Origin of the sequence: Chitinophaga flava (genome assembly GCF_003308995.1) — a bacterium.
Classification (GTDB): Bacteria; Bacteroidota; Bacteroidia; order Chitinophagales; family Chitinophagaceae; genus Chitinophaga; species Chitinophaga flava.
Genome location: NZ_QFFJ01000001.1, coordinates 662,393 through 683,155 on the forward strand (window position 1 = coordinate 662,393; position 20,763 = coordinate 683,155).

Below are 20,763 nucleotides of genomic sequence, written 5' to 3' on the forward strand. Positions count from 1 at the left end.
CCATCATTTCGACAACAACAGTATGAAAACAATGAAACGCCTCTCCTGGCTGCTGCTGGCTTTTATTGCCAACTCCAGCTTCGGACAGAAAAAACAGCCCAACATCATCTTCATCTTCTCTGATGATCATGCCTATCAGGCTATCAGCGCTTATGGCAGTACACTGGCGCAAACGCCCAACATCGATCGTATCGCCCGCCAGGGCACGTTGTTTAAAAATGCGCTGGTCACCAATTCTATCTGCGGCCCCAGCAGGGCCACATTACTGACCGGTAAATACAGTCACGTAAACGGCTACACGCTTAATGAAAAAAAATTCAATGTCGGACAGCAGCTGTTCCCTAAACTGTTGCAACAAAACGGATATCAAACAGCATGGATAGGAAAATGGCATCTGGGGAATCTCCCTGAGGGCTTCGACTTCTGGCGTATCCTCAACAACCAGGGCCAATACTACAATCCTGATTTTATCAGTCCTACTGACACCACAAAAGTAGAAGGGTATGTCACCAATATCATCACACAATTTTCAGTTGACTGGCTCAATCACCGCGATACCTCCAAACCCTTCTTCCTGGTGGTAGGTGAAAAAGCTACTCACCGCGAATGGTTCCCCGATCTGCAGGACCTCGGCGCCTATGACAACAAAACCTTCCCGCTACCTCCCACTTTCCGGGATGACTATAAAAACAGAACTGCTGCTCAGAATCAGGACATGACCATCGACAAAACCATGCGCCTGAAAGAAGATCTGAAAGTACATGTCAACTACGAAAAGGGCATCTATGGCCGCTTTACACCGGAACAAAAAAAGGTATATCAGGCTTACTACGAAGATAAAATCAGCAAAGAGTTCGATGAGAAAAAACTCAGCGGCGACGCACTCGTGGAATGGAAGTACCAGCGCTACCTGAAAGACTACCTCTCTACCGCCCGTTCACTGGACCGCAACATCGGCGCCCTGCTCGACTACCTCGATAGAAACGGACTGGCAGACAACACGATCGTTATTTATGCTTCTGACCAGGGATTTTATATGGGAGAACACGGTTGGTTTGATAAACGTTTTATGTATGAAGAGTCCCTTCGCACTCCCTTTATCATCAAATATCCTGGCGTCACCAAACCCGGTAGTACAGTCAACCAGCTGATGCTGAATATAGACTGGGCACCTACCATCCTGCAGATCGCCGGCGTTAAGGTACCTGCGGATATACAAGGAACCTCTTTCCTGCCGCTCCTGCAGCCCAATACAGGTAAAGTCGCCTGGCGCAAGGCTGCTTATTATCACTACTACGAGTTTCCCGAACCACATCATGTATACCCCCATTTCGGTGTACGTACCGAACAGTATACGCTTATCCGTTTCTATGGCGCTGGTGATTCCTGGGAACTCTACGACCTGAAAAAAGATCCGCACCAGGTGAATAATATCTATGGCAATAAAGGCACCGAACAAATTACGGCCAACCTGAAAGCAACACTAAAAAAACTGATGCTGCAATACAAAGACGAGGAAGCGCTGAAAATACTCGAATCCCGCTAACCAGCGGCAGTCACGTAAAGCAGATGTACTTTACGTGACTGCCCTTTCCTTCAAAAGTCTGCTAAAAAAAGTACCTTCGACGGATGATGCAATCTCCCCTGACCTGGCATTTTAATATCGGAGACCAGAAAAAAGCCGCCTGGAGCACGGTGTTGATAGCCCTGGGTATCCTTGCTTTAATACTTACCGGCCTTATACTGAATGTAAACCTTACGCTGCTGATGATAACAATGCTTGTTATCTTCCTGGGTTCCATAATCCTGACCATCAAATGGATGTGGAGAAAAGAAACGATCACCCTTTATCACGACCGGATCGAGTCAGCATTATATGGTGTAATATATTTTTCAGAAATCAGAAAAATATCCAGCCCCTGGATGGCCAGCAGTACAGCTATCAAACTACACCTCGAAAAAAGAAAAGTATCCTGGGCCATGCTGAGAAGCAGCCGGGCCCTCATTCAGAATACGCTGGAAGAAGTCTCCGATTTCGAAAAATTCCTGCAGGAGCTGGAGCAGCGGCTTCAATTGCAGGAGAAAAAAAAGCCCAAAACGAACGATACCCATGCGGCGCCAGTCACTCAACTGCATCAAATCAACAATACCCGCAGGAGCCACACCGGCCTGATCATCGGTATCTCAGCGATATTCGGCCTCGTATTCCTCATCCGGGCCTGCCTTCCCCAATTCCGACATAACAGCCAGATCCGCAGTATGAAAACCGCATCAGAACAAATTTTCTACGAGCGCAAAAAACAAATAGACCAGCTGGTGGCCCAAAGACTGGAAAAAGAAGGCGGCGCTTTTTTGTATACCAACGATCACGCAGCTACGATAAAACTATTCCCTTATATCCACACAGACAATCCGCTCAACATCGACCTGTTTGAACACCTGGCTGCCATTAAAGACATGACCGCCATTCTGGCCAATCCCGATTCGGCTCAGCTGGATATCTTCATCATCAGTGGCGATAGTTCCATCCGCCGTATGCGGACTGACACCACTACCCGCCAGTTTTTTCTGCGGACGTATGATCCGTCACAACATATCCAGCCCAGCTACCTGAAACCCGGCGATACAACAGACATAAACAGCTACCCTGTCTTTGACATGAGCTGGAACGTAGTGCTCAGAGATACCGGCAATATTGTCAATGCCATCCGTCGGAGCATCCCCGCAGTAAATGTGATGTTCAGCCAGATAAGGCTGCGTCCTGCATTTTACCTCTACCTGACCGGCAAAGTCAAACAGGGCATGAATGAAGTGGCTTTTAGAGATGCAGTAACAGCGCTGAACCAACTGTTACATCAGAACAAGGTAGATACTTCAGGATTTGTATTCACCCGGATCTAGCCCGCCTGCGGGTGCTGAAAAGCCGGCATCGTTCAAATTCCGGCCAGTACAGCTGCAGGGCCACAATGATTTGTCCTAAATACTTTGCCAATTACGCTAAAAGATTTATCTTCGCCCGCTATGAGAGAAGCCGCATCAGCTTTGCTTTGATGCGGTTTTTTTATGGAGATGAATTAATTATAATTTCGAGTATTATACTGTGATATGAAGACGTACTTCCGACTTTTAGCTTTTGCGAGACCTATTAACAAATTTGCCATCCCCTATATCATCTGCACCTTGTTGTCCATTATCTTCAGTACGCTGAATCTGGCGCTGCTGGCTCCACTGCTGGCCACCATCTTCAGCAACGTAAAAGGAGTACCGGTAAAACCGACCAACTGGGCCGACATTTTCGCTGTTTTTAACTATTATACCGCCCTCGTTTTTAATAAATACGGCGCCGTACAAACGCTCCAGTTCGTATGTGGCTGTATCGTGGTGTCTGTGCTGCTGGGCAACCTGTTCCGCTATTTTGCAGACAAAACCATGGAAAGCCTCCGTATCCACACCCTGCTGAACCTCCGCCGCGCAGTGTTCAACAACGTGATGAACCTCCACCTTGGCTATTTCAGCAACGAAAGAAAAGGAGACATCATCTCCAAAATAGCTTCAGACGTTCAAACTGTCCAATATTCCGTTACCGGCACCCTCCAGGTGGTCTTTAAGGAGCCTGTTACCCTGCTCACCTATCTGGTGATGCTCTTTATCATCTCCTACAAACTCACTCTGGCATCCATGCTGGTAATACCAGTAGCTGGTTTCATCATCTCCAAAATTGTTAAAAAACTGAAAGAACATGCCGTAGAATCCCACCGCACCTACGGTATCATGATCAGCTACCTGGATGAAGCTCTCCATGGTATCCGTATCATCAAGGCTTTCAATGCGGTAAACTTTATCACCGACCGCTTTAACAACGAAAACCTGCGGTATTCCAAAATCGTGCGCGCCATGTCCAAAAGGCAACAGCTGGCGTCTCCGGTTTCTGAAACTCTCGGTGTGATCATGGTTGCCGGCATCGTACTGTATGGTGGTACCCTGGTACTCTCCAATCAGGGCGACCTCAGTGCGGCAGCATTTATCGCCTATATCGCCCTGTTCTCCCAGATCATGCGCCCGGCCAAAGCAATCTCTGCTTCCTTTACCAACATCCACTCCGGTGTAGCTGCCGGTGAGCGTGTACTGGAGCTGATCGACGAAAAACCCGCCATCACCAACGCCCCCGACGCCGTAAACATTACCGGCTTCGAAAAAAATATTGAATTCCGTGATGTAAACTTTGCCTACGGCGAAAAAGGCATCCTCAAAAATGTGAACCTGACGATTCCTAAAGGTAAAACGGTTGCGCTGGTAGGCCCTTCCGGCGGTGGTAAATCCACCCTGATGGACCTGATCCCTCGCTTTATCCAGCAGCAGTCCGGCACCATCCTCATCGATGGCCGCAACCTGCAGAGCGTTACCATGGAGTCTCTCCGGTCAATGATGGGCATCGTCAATCAGGAATCCATCCTTTTTAATGATTCCATCTTCAACAATATCGCTTTCGGTAAACCCGACGCCTCTCCCGCTGATGTAGAAGCTGCTGCCCGCATCGCCAATGCCCACGAATTTATTATGGGCACCGCCGATGGTTACCAGACCAATATCGGAGACAAAGGCTCCAGACTCTCCGGCGGACAAAGACAACGTATCTGTATCGCCCGCGCCGTACTCAACAATCCGCCGCTGATGCTGCTGGACGAAGCGACTTCCGCACTGGATACAGAATCCGAAAAAATGGTACAGGACGCTCTCAACAACCTGATGAAAAACCGTACCTCCCTGGTGATTGCCCACCGCCTCAGCACCATCCAGAACGCCGATCTCATCGTAGTGCTCGAAGGTGGACAGATCGTGGAACAGGGCTCACACCTCGAACTGCTGGCCCATAACGGTCTGTATAAAAAACTGATCGACATGCAGACTTTCTCCTCCAATAAGGAAGAAGCAGTGAACGAAACCAGATAGATTATCGACTATCTATATATTAATTTATCTGTATGTATATTTGCGATAATGATAAAGTCCAACGCTATCGATATCGTAGTTCCTTCTTTCCGGCTGACTGAAGAACTGCTGCTCAATATTATCCGGCTGGAGAAACCGGCAGGCTTTGAAGTAAATACCTATATAGTGGCAGACAACCCTGCCGCCGTCATTCCTGAAAAGCTGAAACAACTGGACCAGGCAGGGGAAATCCACCTGCTGGTCAATGAGGTGAACCTGGGCTTCTCCGGCACCCGCAACAGGGGCATCCGCGCTGGGCATGGCAAATGGATACTATTGCTCGATGACGATATTGTGCCGGAACCCGCACTGCTGAAGGCTTACGTGGCAGCTATACAGTCCAATCCCAACGTATTGGGCTTTGCCGGTGTCACTTATTTTCCGGAAGCAATCAATGCCGCCACACGCGCACTGGAAATCAACGGTTCGGTACACCATTTCAAATTAGCACTCTACTATCCTGAAATTACCTGGGCTCCTACCACCAACATGATGCTTAACCGGGAAAAACTGGACCCGGAACTCTTCGATACTAACCTGAAGGCTGGCGGGGAAGACGTAGACTTTTTTGTGCGCCACTGGCTGAAATTCGGGGAAAAATATCTGTCTGTACCAGCTGCAGCTGTCACCCACCCATGGCACGACAACGGGGCAATGCAAACCAGGCGCATGTTCCGCTATGGAATTGCTGCCAATCAGCTCTCCCACAAAGAACCCGAAAAAAAATATACTTACAGGGATTTCACCAATACACTGGAGACACTGCTGTTACTCATCTTATTAATGCCTGTTGCATGGATTACCGGCTATTTCCGGCTCTGGCTGTGCATCGCAGTGGCTGTACCAGTGGCAGAATATCTGACTAACTGGTTTAAAGCCATTTCAGTCGGGAAAACATTTTCACCAGCAGTGGCCTTTCAACTGATGTGGGTAAAAAACTGCTGGGAGGCCGGCTACCTTTATGATGCCTTATTTGCCGGCCGGTATGGTGGCTTTGCGAAAAGAATAGACATGGGATTTGTAAAGGAACATCCGTCTTCCTTCCGCACTAACAGATGGAAAATTGTAAAAACGGTACTGTTACTGCTCTTAGTGGTGATAGCCGTTTGTGCAGTAAGTAATTCCTCTTTTTAAGGTATCCAGGTATACACGGTAGTTGACATTTTCGTATACCCGGTCGTTGAGTGGGTGGTGAAGATGATAACATACCGCTTTCATCTTTACCTTCTTCTGGCTCAGTCCCGAATTGATAAAACGGGCCGCCAGTTCAATATCTTCATGTCCCCAACCCTTCAGTTCATTATTATAACCGTTCACCTTCAGGAAATCTTTCTTCCAGAAAGCGCAGTTACAACCGATCAGGTTACGGGAACGTTTACTCTTTTTTATCAGTAATGGCGCGAGAAACGGGATACGGAGCGCATTAAAGCGATTCTTCACACCGCGGCCAAAAGCTGTTACATTATCAAATTCGCCGGAACGCAAAAAATAACGGGTCTTGTCTTCCGGCAAAAGCACACGGCTACCACGGATATAAAATCCCTGCTCAGCCTCACTTCTATGATCTTTAATAAAGTCTTCGTGTAATACTATATCTCCGTCTATCTGGATGATGTAGTCAGAGTCAGTACCGGTAATAGCCTGGTTGATGATGATCGTTTTACGGAAACCCTCATCCGGATGCCAGAAATGTTTTACAGGAATATTGGTGCTCCGTTTGAACGCTTCAATAACATATCTTGTAGTATCTCCCGATCCATCATCAGCGATGATGACCTCATCAGGCAAAACACTTTGTCTCAGCACACTCTCCAGAACAAGTTTTAACGCTTCTGGCCAGTTGTATGTAGTTACCAATAAGGCCACGGACATGCTATCACCCATATATCTGAATCTTATATAATTTTTTGTAATTGTTGCTTCTCACTGTTTTCTCTCCCTGGACCAGTCAGCACCATCCTGATTAAAGCCCTCTTTCCACCGTTTATTTCAGCACAAGCAGATACACCTGTTACAGGTCTATCGTTGAATATACACAGTGAGTATTGTAGGTCCATCATCTGATTGTCTTTTGGTCAGTTAATCATTTAGCGATTATTCTATTGTAAGCTAACGAATTAAGGTCTTCATATGTTACACATACTTTCAGTACAAAAGGTTAAATTTTTCAATAAAGTCAAACATCATGAATGACAATAACGATTGAATGTACTTTTCACCCTTATTTTTAATGGCAATATAAAAAGTTTCTACAATTAAAAATATGGCAATTTTATGCAATTTATAATTAATTATCACAATGACATAATAATTTTTTTAACTGCATTAAAATCTCCGTTTTCCATTCAATGGGAAATCACTTAGCAACTATCATGCTAAGGTTACTCCCCTGCATCAATCTTCTTGATAAGCTCCTGCCTTACAGCTTCGGGCACATTGGCCAGTAGCTTGTAATTCGTAGCTTTTTCAATTTCCTCTATAGAAGTGAGATAAGCCGACCATTTCGTATTAACGTTATTGTTATTGGGCGTATTGACTGCAATAACACGGGTAGAACGGGAAATCCGCTTCAAATCATTGTTGCCCTCAGGCAATACCACAATCACTTTCCAGATCCTCGCCGGCACATTCACCCTGTTTCCGGCAATCTTTTTTGTCAGCCCCTTACTGCCCGTTCCGCCAGTACCATAACTTCCCATAATCACATACACTTCATTCCCTTCTCTTACCAGTGAACGGGTATAACCTTCCAGATTAGACCACAGATGCTGATTATGATTGGGTGCCTGTGGAATCATATTGGTCATCAGGAAGGTAGCTTCATTGGCATCGCGGCTAGCCGTCCGGTCGCCCGAAGGACAGTTATGACCACGGTCAAAACCACTGCCAATATAACTGGTTTGCGTCACCTGGAACCAATCATCCGGCACATCTGCATCCGGCCGGAAATCATTACCCCTGGCCATATCCCCCAGATCACGGGATGAAATATGCCAGCTTACCCAGTTAGGGGTCCCGTTATCACGGCTGTAAGACAATTTGTAATATCCTTTGTCCATCAGGTAATTGTTGACCATCGCCAGCGAAGCCGTGGCATTGCTCGGATTACCCAGCAACATATTATCATCATCGCCTGGTACCGCCCCTTCTGAAGGCTGCGTTACTACTGGCGCTTTGCCTCCCTCTTCTACCGCAAAGGCATCAAAGTTCAACCGGCTGCTCGTCTTATCCGTTTTCCGTATCGAAAAACGAATGGTAGCATTGGTAGTAGCAGTGAAAGTGGCCGTCTTCAGCGTATTGGAGCTGACACTAACGGTATTGCCTACTTTGGTATAACGTTGTCCGCGGTTCACTGATGCCCATAACTCCCACTCACCTTTTTCATCTTCTCCGTACAGCGCATATTTCACCGTAACTGTTACCGTTCCTTTCACAGCAACATCAAATTCCATATTCGCCATACCATTACTCCGGATGCGTAAGGCCTTTGTACCAACCTTATGATCTTCATCCAGGCCGCCGGTCACAGCATCCTTGAACTCCCAGCTACCGCTGCTGAGCGAAATTTCTTCTGTATTGTAATTGGTTTTACTGCCCTTTTCAAAGTCTTCCTGCAACAGATATTTTGCAGACTTCTTTTTCCCATGTCTGGAGGCAGATGATTTTTTTGAAGAATGAGTTTTCTCCTTTTCCTTTATCCCGGCTATTTTCCGGGAACAGGTAGTAACTATAAAAGTGGCAATGATCAGTATAACAGCTAAGGCTAAACTATTGCTTGATTTATTCGTCGATTTCTTCTTTGGCATAGGGCCGCGAAGATAATTATGATTAAACTGATTTCAATGCCTGCCGCTGCAAGATTTTTCCCACACAGCATTTCATCAGTTTTTTTTCTTCTGCAAGATTATCATGTAAAAAAACAACGCTTATCTCTCAAAGAAACAAGCGTTGTCAAATAAATAAAAAATTCATTTCTTCAAAACACTCAACAACAAACCTCCTGCATTTCACCAAACATTCTTCAACAAACATTATCCATCCTGTCTATCAACATTCATCATAGCTGCGTTCAATCATCATCATCCTTAGAAAAACAATTGCGACAATACATTTGTCGCATCATTTGTCTTTGGCTTAAGCCCCAGGAATTTGGTGTACTGCGTCGCTGTGAGCAACAGTTTAAGTTTGGAGAATAGTCCACTCTGCAGCAAACCAAACTTAGATGCATATGCCGCAGGGTTGCTTTGTTGTAAGGGTAGAATACCTGCTTTCCTTTGAATGAAGCTGGTGAGAAGATTGGATACCTTTGGCTGTTGTTCTGCTGTCAATCCCAGCGCTGGCGTTAATTTTGCAAGGATGCTACCTGATAATCCTCCGGCGTTACCCAGCTGTTTTTGCAAACCGGTAGCCGTTTTTTTAGGAGGATCCAGCAAACTCTGAGCATTCACAGTTAATGAAACACAACAGACACATAAAAGCGGGAAGATCACTTTTTTCATGCTGAATGGGGATTTAAAATGATAGAAATTGGATTGGACGTGCGACACTATAAATATACCAATAATTTCGATGCTTCCCCCTGACCGGAACGAACAAAAGTTTGTCCCAGATACACAAATCAGCCAACACAAACCGTCCTAATATTGTACCCGCAATCCGCAATCAACAATTGCCATTGTCTTATAACTGCACCATGTACGAAGAACGCATTAAAAGAACGGAATTACAACAGAAGATTATCAGCGCCGACCAGGCTGCCACCTTGTTCAAAGACCAGATGGTAGTGGCCTCCAGCGGATTCACCAAAGCCGGCGATAGCAAAGCAGTACTTAAAGCATTGGCAGCCTCAGCTCCTGCTAACCCTCTCAAAATAACACTGCTCACCGGGGCCTCTCTGGGCCATGATACAGATGGGGCTCTCGCTGAAGCGGGCATACTGCACAAACGCATGCCGTTTCAGGTAGATCCGGCACTCCGCAAAAAAATCAACAGCGGCGATGTACTTTTTGTAGACCAGCACCTCGGCGAAAGCGCCGAACTGATCAATGAAAAAATCATTCCCCGTGTAGATATCGCGGTCATTGAAGCACTGATGATTGAGGCAGATGGCAGCATCGTACCAACCACTTCCGTCGGCAACTCTGCTGCTTTTGCGGCCGCCGCCGACAAAATCATCGTAGAGATCAATATGTCCGTACCCCTCTCTGTATATGGAGTACACGACATCTTCTCTACTGGTGTATGGCCTCACAAACGTATCATTCCGATTACCGACGCAGGCTCCCGCATAGGCCAGCCCGCCATCCCGGTTGATCCGGAAAAAATCGTGGCCATCGTACTCACGGATACTACCGACAGCCCGGCATCCATCAATGAAAGAGATGAAAAAACCAGCGCCATCGCTGCTCATCTCCTGGAATTCTTTTCCCACGAAATCAAAAAAGGCAGATTACCTCATTCCCTGCGCCCTTTACAATCAGGCATCGGCAAAGTGGCCAACGCAGTTCTCGAAGGGTTTATTGACGGCGACTTCCATCACCTGACCATGTACTCTGAAGTGATACAGGACAGTGCCTTTAACCTGATAGATGCCGGCAAACTGGATTTTGCTTCCGCCTCTTCGATCACCGTTTCACAAGCCTGCTACAACCGGGTTTTCAGCAACTTCGAAAAGTACAAACCACATATCATCCTCCGTCCGCAGGATATCAGCAATGCGGCCGAAGTCATTCGCCGGCTGGGTATTATCAGCATCAACACAGCCATCGAATGTGATATCTATGGAAACGTCAACTCCACCCACATCGGCGGCACCGCCATGATGAACGGAATCGGCGGCTCCAACGACTTTGCCCGCAATGCTTACCTGAGCATATTTGTAACACAGTCATCATCAAAAGCCGGCGGTATTTCGCACATTGTTCCAATGGCTTCCCATATAGACAATACAGAACACGACGTAGACATTATAGTAACTGAAAACGGTCTGGCAGACTTAAGAGGACTTGCACCGCGCGAACGCGCCAGACTAATCATATCCAACTGCGCGCATGCCAGCTACAAAGACGAATTGAACAACTATTTTACCGAAGCCTGTAAGAGAGGAGGTCAAACACCTCACCTGCTACAGGAGGCACTTAGCTGGCATAGCCGCTTTAACGAAAACGGGACCATGCTTAAAACTGTTCATGTATAGTGTGTGTGATGAATGAAAAAAAGAACCGGCTCTTCACTGGGAGCCGGTTTCTTTTTAAAAACTATCTGAAGAAAAACTAACGTATCAGCAATACCGTTCCTTTTATCATCCGTGTGGTACCGTCCAGATACTCCACCATCGCGAAATAAACATAACTCCCCAGATCTGCCCGCTTACCATTCACAGTACCATCCCAACCATAACTGCGATCATTAGCCGGTGTATTCACTGTCTCAAAAACCTTGTTGCCAGAGCGGTTGAACACCGACAGATTCTTCACCTGACGGATATCCCAACTACCAATCACATAGAAATAATCATTCTGTCCGTCTCCATTGGGAGAAAATGCGTTAGGCATGCTGATACCGGCATTCACAAATGTTTGTATGTGCACAGTCGCAGTGTCCGTACAGTAATAATCGTTGGTGGCGGTCACCTGGTATTTCATAGATGAGGTAGCAGCAGCAAACGGATTAGGACAACTGGTACAGGAAAGCCCTGTCTGCGGTTCCCACAGATAGGAACTTGCAGGCCCGCCGGTGATGCTGGTGCGCAATCCCACACTGGCAGGACGTGGCAGCGATATCAGTTCAGGCGTGGCCGTTATAGTAAACGGCTCATAGTCCAGGTCACTCCGGTTGTTGGAATAATCCGTTTCGTTAAACACAGGCCCCTGACGATCATTCACTACGGCCACCACCGCTTTGGTACCCGGAGCACTCAACACATGGGTAAACTCCCGGCAGTCGCCAAATTTGGGCGCCGGCGTATAATAAACAGGCTGCAGTATCACAGACCGCTCATTACCGGGATCACCATTGTAAAAAGATACCGGTATCTTCTGAAATACAGTATCATAACCATTAGACATACATACTTTGAACTTCACCAGAATATGCCCATTGTCGAAACAGTGCGCAGACAACAGGTCTACCGTCATATCAGGTGGCACAAGATGTACGTACTCCTGCCCTTTCAGCACACAGCCATACTGATTGGTCAGCTGTACACCTATCTGGCTGCTGTCCAGCATAGTCACCGCAGGAGCGGCACAGGAAAGGCAACTAAGCGTATAGGCGTCACTGTTATCCCACAGAATGGTTGCAGGTGTGAAACCCGTTATGTTGTAATAGAAGTGAAACGGCGCCTTTCGATACACAGTAGTATCTTTCGGAAAGACGTTCAATACAGGCGGAACATAGTTCCAGGTAAAAGTATTGTTGGAATAATCTGCTTCATTCAAACCAGTGGCCGGCGGATATGCCTGCTGGTCTTTGTTTACCACCGCCACTACCTGGCCGGAGGGAGCATTCCGGATATACTGGCCATAGCGGCTGCAGCTGCCGGGAGAAGCCATGGGCGTTAGAAAACGGGTACCCAGCTGTACTGCCGCAGGATCTCCAGGAAGCCGGTCGTAAAAATCCACCTGGAGTGAAGCTGGTACATTACCGGTAGTATAGGCATTGCACAATGAGAAGTCCACATGCAGGCTGTCTCCCCGGGAACAGTCCACGCTGTTCAATTTCACGGTATAGTCATCCACCACCGGAATATGTACGGTAGCCAGCGTATCACTGTAACAGGCGTACTGCGAATATCCCCGCACTTTCACAGTTGTTACGGTATCCTGACGGTACGGTGCAGTAAAGGTAGTGTTGATGCAGTTGCTGCAGTTCAGATAGGAAGAAGTTTCCCAGGTGGCGGAGCTGATAGTACCACCGGTAGCGCTGGGTTTCAGTACCAGCTGCGCTTTCGGCAACACGGTATAATCTCCTGGTGCCAGAGATACATGAAACTTAAATCCTCGCTTGATGCTCACATTATTGTTATAATTACTCTCTTCCACACCGGTATTGGGCAGTGCCAGCGGAAAAGTACCGCCGTTATCGTTCATCACCGTTACCAGTGTATCTACATTGGCGCGGCCGGCCTGAACAATCGTGGTATATAATACAGAAACGCATTTACCTGGCAGATCTGCCGGCAACAAAAACGGGATTCCTAACAGATGTCCCTTTCCCAGCCGTGGATCATCATCATAAAAAGACACAGGTGTGTTTTTGGGAATAGTCTGGTATCCTTTGTTCTCAAAATACAGTTTTACACGCAGCTTATCCTGTTGGTAACACTCTACGGCAGACACATATACCACACCGTCAGCTGTAGGATCGTCCACTACAATGGTGACCGGGTTCGTATAGTCCTCACAGTGACCATCAGTAGCGTAAAGGCGTACTTTATAGTTGCCGGGTGTCTGGAAAATATAGTCCAGCTGTTCATCCGTACTCACCACCTGTTCCGCCATGCCTTTATCATTACTGATCAGCCATTTCCAGGAGGTAGCGTTGCGGGAGCGGTTGGTAAACACCACGTGGTCTGTTTGAATGCCTGCTTTGGAAGCGATCTTGCGTTTGTCGGGGTAGAAACGTGCAACCACGCCGCAACTGACAGGCATGGCGTCTGTGGTGGTAGCATGACAACCACTAACGCCATCGGTTACACGTAGTTCTATCAGATAGGTTTTCTGACTGGTGACCGTCAGCGATAAGGTGGTTCCGGTGCCGGTGGCTACCCCATCTACCAGCCACGCGCAGGTTTGACCCGCAGCGACGGTAGCCGTAAAGGTGACAGTCTGTCCTACTACAGGATAGGCAATGTCGCGGGTAAAAGCAGCGGTAACAGTGGAGGCACAGGGATCATTACAAACCATACTGGGCTGCATCAGCGACAGCGAGGTGGTAATAAAGTTCCGCATCCTGTCGGCCTGGCCCTGTGTAAAGCCCAGTATACAACCGGTGCCTTGACCATAATCCATAAAGTTATCCGGCAGGTCTGGCACATCGGTGGTAAAACCAGACAAGGTATCGGTGTCACAGGAATTTTGCGGAGCGCTGCAGGCATAACCGCCGGTGATGGTCTTCTCCGGAGGGGTGTCACAAACCATGTCTCCATCGGTGGTGCAGTCATCGTTTTTACAATCCCTGGCTGCAAAGGTATGCAGGAGGCTGAGGTAATGTCCCATTTCATGAGCCAGTACGTCCACTCCGAGGCCGGCCACCACAATATCTCCGCCGGCACTGGCATATCCGCCCATGGTAAGACGGCTCCAGCTGCCACAGTTGAATTCCTGCATATAGTCGGAACGAATGGAAGACACCACCCATATGTTGATATAACGGCTATGATCCCACGCTCCCATACCGGTAACATTTCCACCTTCCATGTCTACATCAAAATCATTCAGGTAGGAATAGGAACGGATGATGCCGGTGGTACGGCCGCCATCAGGGGCTGTTTTAGCAAGACAGAAACGGATTTTTGTATCAGTACGACCACCGGTAAAAGCGCCGGTAGCGCTGTAGGCTTCGTTAAGTGACTGGATCGCATTGGCCACGTCCAGGTCCGTATAGGCGCTCAGGTTTTCATTGAGTATATGCACTACCACCGGCAAGGTAATAATCGCCGCATCAACAGCCGGAGCACCAGGTACCCGAACATACCGCTGCTGCAGGATTGCCTGATTAATGGCCTGTTCCCTGGCCACAAACGAAGGGTTCTGGCGCCATTGCTGCAATAGTCTGTCTGTGCCGCAGGCACGTACGGATAATGGCATCCCTTCCTGGGCATAGGAACGTAGAGCCAGCAGGGTCAATATGACTGACCCAAAAATCAGTTTTCTCAATAACGGGGTGTTCATCTCGACAAGTATAGGACGCGCAAATATATATAATAATTATAATAAATAACATCAATCCCTTTTCTGATATCATTTCCAGGAGTTATCATTTTCATCTATGGGCGCATCAATATTATCGCTGGCTGTAAGATTCTTCAAACAAAACTGTTGTTCTACTTTTGTACCCGATTTTAAATTCCTGGACCCATTCAAAACCGACAGACTGTGACACAAGAATATACGAGAACCCGATATTTTTTTCTGATATTAATCTTAGGCACCCTGACTGCATTGGCGCCTTTTTCCATAGACATGTACCTGCCGGGCTTTCCGGCGATTGCCGCCGACTTTGGTGTTGAGCAAGCCAGGGTAGGCTTGTCGCTCTCCAGCTTTTTTATAGGCATCTCCGCAGGGCAGCTACTGTATGGCCCGCTGCTCGACCGATTTGGCCGGAAAACACCGTTGATACTGGGATTGCTGGTTTATATAGCCGCATCGCTGGGCTGCGTATATGCGGTCACGTTGAACAGCCTGGTGATCCTGAGATTTATACAGGCCATCGGAAGCTGTGCTGCCACTGTAGCTTCTGTAGCGATGGTACGTGACCTCTTTCCGGTGAAGGAAAATGCCAAAGTATTTGCCCTGCTGGTATTGGTATTAGGTGCATCCCCTATGCTGGCCCCTACCATAGGCAGTTATGTGACCGCCGCTTTCAACTGGCATACGATCTTCATTGTACTGGCAGCGATGGGGGTATTGATCCTGCTGGCCACCATCCTGTGGCTACCGGAGAGTTATCAGCCAGATACCTCCTTGTCACTCAAACCCGGGCCTATTACCCGTAGCTTCTGGACAGTAGCCACCACACCACAGTTTTACACCTACGCCTTTGCCGGAGCTACCGCTTTCTCCGGTCTGTTTGCTTACGTATCCGGCTCTCCGCAGATATTTATGGATGTTTACCACCTGGACGGTAAAACCTACGGCTGGATCTTTGCCGGCCTCTCTATTGGGTTTATCGGCTCCAGCCAGATCAACAGCCTGCTGCTGAAACGCTTTGAAAGCCAACAGATAGTACTGGTAGCACTGACGCTTCATGTAATAACGGGACTGATACTGGCCTTCTGCGCCTGGAACAACTGGCTGAGTCTTACCGGCCTTTTGGTGCTACTATTTGTGTATCTCTGTTGTATGGGATATGTCAATCCAAATACATCCGCCCTTTGCCTGGCTCCCTTCGGGAAAAATGCCGGCACCGCTTCCGCCCTGATGGGCGCACTGCAGATGGGCATAGGCGCACTGGCATCTACCTTTGTCAGCCTGTTTGATAGTCATTCAACCCTGCCCCTGGCCCTTACCATTGCCGGTTCTTCCGTGATGGCGCTGACAATATTGATGGCAGGCCGCAAACAAATCGGAACCGCTATGGCAGCACCCGACCAGGCAGGCGCCGTCCTGACGCATTAATCACGGGTATACGTAGGTGATGGGCGCCGTGCTGACGCATTAATCACATGACATACAAGGTGTTCATAAAGACACCATTCAACGCATTACTCCCGGGCCTCCGGAAACGGCCGGCCCGGGTTTCTTTTTTCAGATCTTGATCAGTTGCCCCCCAACCCCTACCAGCCTCAGGCATTGATAACACATCCTTTTTAAAAAAATTTCTCCGGATGAAAGAAAAGATATTATTTTATCAAAATATTTAAAAGCAGGAGAAATAGCATTCTTTTTTGTTTGAAAAAAAACCCGATTTTGATATAGTACTTTTCGATGTGATATGCTGTTTTAATAACAGATGAAAACTTTTTAATAGCATATGACATGCAAGAACGACCATAACTTGTACTGTGCCTATCCTGTTAAGAGAGGATTATGTATACCATTCTTTTTGTTTAATCGCATTATATGGAAGAACAAAATACCATTAAGCCCATTCCGGAACGCAAGATTCTTCTGATTGAAAGAGATGATCAATATTTTACACCTTTAGAACTCATTCCGGAAGATTACAGCGATACTGTTATCCGCTTTGCACGTCAGTATTTTAAACAGGATACTGAATGTGACATGTTCTGCCAGAACATTAAAGTAAGGGACTTCTCTATCTGGCACCATGAAATACTGGCCAAGAAAAACATTCTGCTCACCCCCTACTCCCCCCGGCATATACTGGCCCTCCATTTTAACCAGGCCGACGAAGTAGTGGCCAATATCCATGGAAGAGGTGATTTTAACATGATAGGCAGTCAGATCTGCCTGTTTAACCTACCGGAACAGATGCATACCGTACCTGTGGTTACCGGCAAACAAATCAGCAGTTTTCATATCAACATCATACCCGGTTGTATGGGTGCCCTTGTACGGGAATTTCCGGAACTGAAAGGACTGCTCTCTAAAAAAATAACCGACCAAAGCGAACCACTCAATCAGCGCGATTGTACCACCAATATTGCTATCCAGCTGCTGCTGACTATTATCAATGGCTGCCGCCTCATAGAAGACCAGGCCGAATGCCTGCTTCGCCGTTGCTGCGTGTCCATCTTCAGCAACTATCTCTGCCAGGACGCCACGCCCACCTGCGAAAAACGTCCGGTAGACAACGACACGCTGATCAACGTATTTCATTACCTCCGGGAAAACGTAGACCTGGAAAAGCCACTGATGCATGTGTCTTTCCTCTTCAACGTGCCCAGCCCCGTACTCGCAGGCGCCTTCGAAAATATGTTTTACATCCCCCTGGAAGACTTTGCCTTTCAGATGAAAATGCTGAAAGCCTTCAACTGCCTGGTGTATGAAGACACTCCCCTGGCCGATATTGCCAGAAACATAGGCCTGCCCGGTGAAAAAGCACTGATCGTCGCCTTTATCAACTATTTCCATTGCGATCCGCTTTTTATACGGAACGCACAATGACCATATCCTCCTCAATCCGTTGCCGCCTGAAAATTTCAGGCGGCAAAAACGGAGCCCCTCATTGACATCTTCGCCGCTTTTCTTTCCTTTGCGGAAATTTTTATTATCCTATGCGCAAACCTTTCCCCGCTTTCCTTTGCTGCCTGCTTCTTCCGTTCACACTGAAAGCCCAATCACTCCACCTTTTTGCAGATAGTATCCGCACCGCCTGCCATATCCCTGCCCTGGGATACGCTGTCGTATCAGCAGATTCCATCCTCGAAATACAAATGCTGGGCAACAAAAAAATCAATACTCCATCCCCCGCCACCCTACAAGATCAGTTCCGTATCGGCTCCAATACCAAAGCCATTACCTGTACCATGGCCGCTTTGCTCGTACAGCAAAATAAACTACACTGGAACACCCCTTTTTTCTCCCTATTCCCTGATCTCAAAACCCAAAGCCATCCCGCCTACTATCATCTCACGCTGAAAGAATTGCTTACTTTCCGTAACAAACTGGTCCGGTATACCTATACCAATCCGCTCCCCCGCCCCGAAAACATTACCGGTAATGAAGCCGCCCAACGCCGGCAGTTTGCCACCTGGCTGCTGCAACAACCACCTGTATCAGATACCAACGCCATTAACTACACCAACAGCGGCTACGTCCTCGCCGGCCTCATGCTCGAAAAAGCCGCTCATAAAAGTTATCTCCAGCTGTTACAACAACTCGGACAACAACTGGGTATCCACTTCGGACTGGGAGGCCCCAACGCCGTCGACAGCACCCAGCCCTGGGGACATGACCACCAATTGCAACCGGAAGCTCCGGCAAACAATCCCAAACTCAACTGGCTACAGGCTGCCGGCAATATCCATATCAGCCTGCAAGACTATGCCCGCTTTATACAGTTTCAGCTGCGTGGCCTCGCCGGCAGATCTCCCCTGTTGCCCGCAACTATCTTTGAACAACTGCACTACGGCCATCCAACCTTCGCCTATGGCTGGTTCTGGAAAACAAACAACAAAGGAGAACATATCTCCTGGAACACCGGCACACCCGGTACCTTCGTTACCCATGTGCAACTGGTACGTGAGCAGGACCGGGCTTATATCGTCTTTACCAATGTACAACAAGACAATACAGAAGAGGCTGTGGAAGCAGTAGTCAAAGCCATGGAAAAAAAATATGGTCAATAAAAAACCAAGTATCTTTAATCATATTAAAAAAACTCCCCTATGGCTTTCGATGAAAAAATGGCTGACCGCGTCAGAGAAATAATTGCACCGGCAGCAAAAAAAGTAGAAGAGAAAAAAATGTTCGGCGGTCTGTGTTTTATGGTGAATGATAAAATGTGCGTCGGTGTGAAAGCAGAAACCGTTATGCTCCGCCTCGATCCGGCCCATGTAGACACTCTGCTGGAAGAAGAAGGCTGTACACAGATGGTGATGGGTGATAGAATAGCGAAGGGATATGTGTTTGTGGATAATACAGTGCTGCGTACCAAAAAACAATTGGAGCATTGGATTAAAATGGCATTAGAATATAACAAAATCGCTCCTCCCTCCAAAAAAAAGTAAATGCTCCGGGCCAGCCAGCAAAGTGATTTACAAATGTTTTTCTATCTTTAACGCCCCCTGGCATTATTGATTAGCATCATTTTAAATCTATATTCTTAACTGGCATTATCTGGATAGCTTATGAACACATTTACGATTATAACGGCTTTGATTACCATCAGTGCACTCATTTCGTATATCAATAACCGTTTTATCAAATTGCCCGGAACCATAGGCGTGATCGTGGTTTCATTGTTTCTGTCCTTGCTGATTTTGTTTACCGGTAAAATTTTTCCCGGTGCTTACACTTTCATCAAAGACCTCACCAGCAGCATCGACTTTACCCAAACCCTGCTGGACATTATGTTAGGCTTCCTCCTTTTCGCGAGTGCCCTTCAATTCGATTTACAGAAACTGAGAGAACAGCGATACCCCGTACTAATACTAAGTACGGTGGGAGTGATAGGCTCTACATTTATTTTCGGCTACCTGCTGTATTGGGCCACTGAACTGCTGCGTATTGATCTGCCACTGCTCTATTGTCTGTTATTTGGAGCATTGATTTCTCCGACGGATCCGGTGGCAGTATTGTCCGTACTGAAAAAATCAAAAGTACCTTCTTCCCTGGAAACCATTATTGGTGGAGAATCCCTGCTGAATGACGGTACCGGTATTTTGCTTTTTGTTATTCTGAAAGAACTTGCCGGTCAGGCAGATGCGCATGTATCACTGGCCCACACTATATCACTTTTTTCGCAGGAAGTGTTTGGCGGAATATTGCTGGGCGTGATCTCCGGCCTGGTTGCCTACCGTACCATGAAACGGGTAGACGATTTCCAGATCATTGTGATGGTGTCATTGTCGATGGTAATGGTTATCTCTGTACTGGGCGCCATGCTGCACGTATCCATCCCGCTGGCGGCCGTTTCCGCCGGTCTTATCCTGGGTAACACCTCTCTGGGTACCAAACAGTCGGAAGACCTACAACGTTACTTCCATAACGTATGGCACCTCATCGATGAACTGCTCAATACCATCCTCTTTGTGATGATAGGCCTGCAGATAGTGGTAATGCCTTTCCTGAAAAACTACTGGCTCACCGGCCTGTTTGCCGTAGCTTTTGTACTGGTGGCCAGGGCCCTGAGTATCTATATTCCATCCCTGCTGCTCAAACGTTCGCTGAAAACAACTTACAGAGGCATCACCATCCTGGTATGGGCCGGTCTTCGGGGAGGTATCTCCGTGGCACTGGCAATGTCGCTGCCAGAGTCCCCTTACAAGGAAATCATCCTCTCCGGCAGTTACTTTGTAGTGCTCTTCTCCATCATCGTTCAGGGCCTCACTCTCAAACGTGTGGTGAACAGAATGGTCCGGTAATCCATTTACTGAAACATAAAAGAATAGCCCCCGGAAAATTACTCCGGGGGCTATTCTTTTTA

Annotated in this window: 14 protein-coding genes; 10 read left to right on the forward strand and 4 right to left on the reverse strand. The window is 47.5% G+C overall.

The window, feature by feature from the left end; translation table 11 throughout:
- Positions 1-22 precede the first annotated feature (22 nt).
- The 4 genes from DF182_RS02400 (at position 23) to DF182_RS02415 (ending at position 6,123) form a co-directional block, all read left to right on the forward strand.
- Positions 23-1,546, forward strand: coding sequence for a sulfatase family protein (locus DF182_RS02400; RefSeq protein WP_245957354.1), 1,524 nt, complete (start codon positions 23-25; stop codon positions 1,544-1,546).
- 83 nt (positions 1,547-1,629) lie between these two features.
- Positions 1,630-2,901 (forward strand): hypothetical protein, encoded by a 1,272-nt coding sequence (locus tag DF182_RS02405; protein WP_113614084.1) that lies wholly within the window; start codon positions 1,630-1,632, stop codon positions 2,899-2,901.
- 204 nt (positions 2,902-3,105) lie between these two features.
- Positions 3,106-4,950, forward strand: a complete 1,845-nt coding sequence (locus DF182_RS02410; protein ID WP_113614085.1) for an ABC transporter ATP-binding protein — start codon at positions 3,106-3,108, stop codon at positions 4,948-4,950.
- A 48-nt stretch (positions 4,951-4,998) separates the two neighbouring features.
- Positions 4,999-6,123 (forward strand): glycosyltransferase family 2 protein, encoded by a 1,125-nt coding sequence (locus DF182_RS02415; protein ID WP_113614086.1) that lies wholly within the window; start codon positions 4,999-5,001, stop codon positions 6,121-6,123.
- Here DF182_RS02415 and DF182_RS02420 read toward each other — a convergent pair.
- The 3 genes from DF182_RS02420 to DF182_RS02430 form a co-directional block, all read right to left on the reverse strand.
- On the reverse strand, positions 6,079-6,873 hold the full coding sequence (locus DF182_RS02420; RefSeq protein WP_211327033.1) for a glycosyltransferase family 2 protein: 795 nt from the start codon (positions 6,871-6,873) through the stop codon (positions 6,079-6,081). The genes DF182_RS02415 and DF182_RS02420 overlap by 45 nt on opposite strands.
- Positions 6,874-7,370: 497 nt before the next feature.
- Positions 7,371-8,795, reverse strand: coding sequence for a DNA/RNA non-specific endonuclease (locus DF182_RS02425; protein ID WP_113614087.1), 1,425 nt, complete (start codon positions 8,793-8,795; stop codon positions 7,371-7,373).
- 279 nt (positions 8,796-9,074) lie between these two features.
- Positions 9,075-9,488 (reverse strand): hypothetical protein, encoded by a 414-nt coding sequence (locus DF182_RS02430; RefSeq protein ID WP_147243321.1) that lies wholly within the window; start codon positions 9,486-9,488, stop codon positions 9,075-9,077.
- A gap of 194 nt (positions 9,489-9,682) precedes the next feature.
- Between DF182_RS02430 and DF182_RS02435 the strand changes: the two genes are divergently transcribed.
- Positions 9,683-11,185 (forward strand): succinate CoA transferase, encoded by a 1,503-nt coding sequence (locus DF182_RS02435; RefSeq protein WP_113614089.1) that lies wholly within the window; start codon positions 9,683-9,685, stop codon positions 11,183-11,185.
- Between the two features lie 76 nt (positions 11,186-11,261).
- On the opposite strand, the gene DF182_RS02440 is transcribed toward DF182_RS02435, so the two are convergent.
- A complete protein-coding gene (locus DF182_RS02440; RefSeq protein ID WP_113614090.1) occupies positions 11,262-14,882 on the reverse strand; it encodes a T9SS type B sorting domain-containing protein in 3,621 nt (1,206 codons plus the stop codon).
- Positions 14,883-15,086: 204 nt separating this feature from the next.
- Between DF182_RS02440 and DF182_RS02445 the strand changes: the two genes are divergently transcribed.
- The 5 genes from DF182_RS02445 (at position 15,087) to DF182_RS02465 (ending at position 20,701) form a co-directional block, all read left to right on the forward strand.
- A complete protein-coding gene (locus DF182_RS02445) occupies positions 15,087-16,328 on the forward strand; it encodes a multidrug effflux MFS transporter (protein ID WP_113614091.1) in 1,242 nt (413 codons plus the stop codon).
- 444 nt (positions 16,329-16,772) lie between these two features.
- Positions 16,773-17,780: a hypothetical protein gene (locus DF182_RS02450; RefSeq protein ID WP_113614092.1), complete on the forward strand. Its 1,008-nt coding sequence runs from the start codon at positions 16,773-16,775 to the stop codon at positions 17,778-17,780.
- Between the two features lie 110 nt (positions 17,781-17,890).
- The gene (locus tag DF182_RS02455; protein WP_113614093.1) at positions 17,891-18,964 is read left to right on the forward strand and encodes a serine hydrolase domain-containing protein; all 1,074 of its coding nucleotides are present in this window, start codon (positions 17,891-17,893) and stop codon (positions 18,962-18,964) included.
- A gap of 39 nt (positions 18,965-19,003) precedes the next feature.
- Positions 19,004-19,345 (forward strand): TfoX/Sxy family protein, encoded by a 342-nt coding sequence (locus DF182_RS02460; protein ID WP_113614094.1) that lies wholly within the window; start codon positions 19,004-19,006, stop codon positions 19,343-19,345.
- Between the two features lie 120 nt (positions 19,346-19,465).
- Positions 19,466-20,701: a cation:proton antiporter gene (locus DF182_RS02465; protein WP_113614095.1), complete on the forward strand. Its 1,236-nt coding sequence runs from the start codon at positions 19,466-19,468 to the stop codon at positions 20,699-20,701.
- Positions 20,702-20,763 lie beyond the last annotated feature (62 nt).

Bases quoted from the DNA above. Each gene is read 5' to 3' on its own strand.
- DF182_RS02400 (WP_245957354.1), top strand. From the start codon at position 23: ATGAAAACAATGAAACGCCTCTCCTGGCTGCTGCTGGCTTTTATTGCC.
- DF182_RS02405 (WP_113614084.1), top strand. From the start codon at position 1,630: ATGATGCAATCTCCCCTGACCTGGCATTTTAATATCGGAGACCAGAAA.
- DF182_RS02410 (WP_113614085.1), top strand. From the start codon at position 3,106: ATGAAGACGTACTTCCGACTTTTAGCTTTTGCGAGACCTATTAACAAA.
- DF182_RS02415 (WP_113614086.1), top strand. From the start codon at position 4,999: ATGATAAAGTCCAACGCTATCGATATCGTAGTTCCTTCTTTCCGGCTG.
- DF182_RS02420 (WP_211327033.1), bottom strand. From the start codon at position 6,873: ATGGGTGATAGCATGTCCGTGGCCTTATTGGTAACTACATACAACTGG.
- DF182_RS02425 (WP_113614087.1), bottom strand. From the start codon at position 8,795: ATGCCAAAGAAGAAATCGACGAATAAATCAAGCAATAGTTTAGCCTTA.
- DF182_RS02430 (WP_147243321.1), bottom strand. From the start codon at position 9,488: ATGAAAAAAGTGATCTTCCCGCTTTTATGTGTCTGTTGTGTTTCATTA.
- DF182_RS02435 (WP_113614089.1), top strand. From the start codon at position 9,683: ATGTACGAAGAACGCATTAAAAGAACGGAATTACAACAGAAGATTATC.
- DF182_RS02440 (WP_113614090.1), bottom strand. From the start codon at position 14,882: ATGAACACCCCGTTATTGAGAAAACTGATTTTTGGGTCAGTCATATTG.
- DF182_RS02450 (WP_113614092.1), top strand. From the start codon at position 16,773: ATGGAAGAACAAAATACCATTAAGCCCATTCCGGAACGCAAGATTCTT.
- DF182_RS02455 (WP_113614093.1), top strand. From the start codon at position 17,891: ATGCGCAAACCTTTCCCCGCTTTCCTTTGCTGCCTGCTTCTTCCGTTC.
- DF182_RS02460 (WP_113614094.1), top strand. From the start codon at position 19,004: ATGGCTTTCGATGAAAAAATGGCTGACCGCGTCAGAGAAATAATTGCA.
- DF182_RS02465 (WP_113614095.1), top strand. From the start codon at position 19,466: ATGAACACATTTACGATTATAACGGCTTTGATTACCATCAGTGCACTC.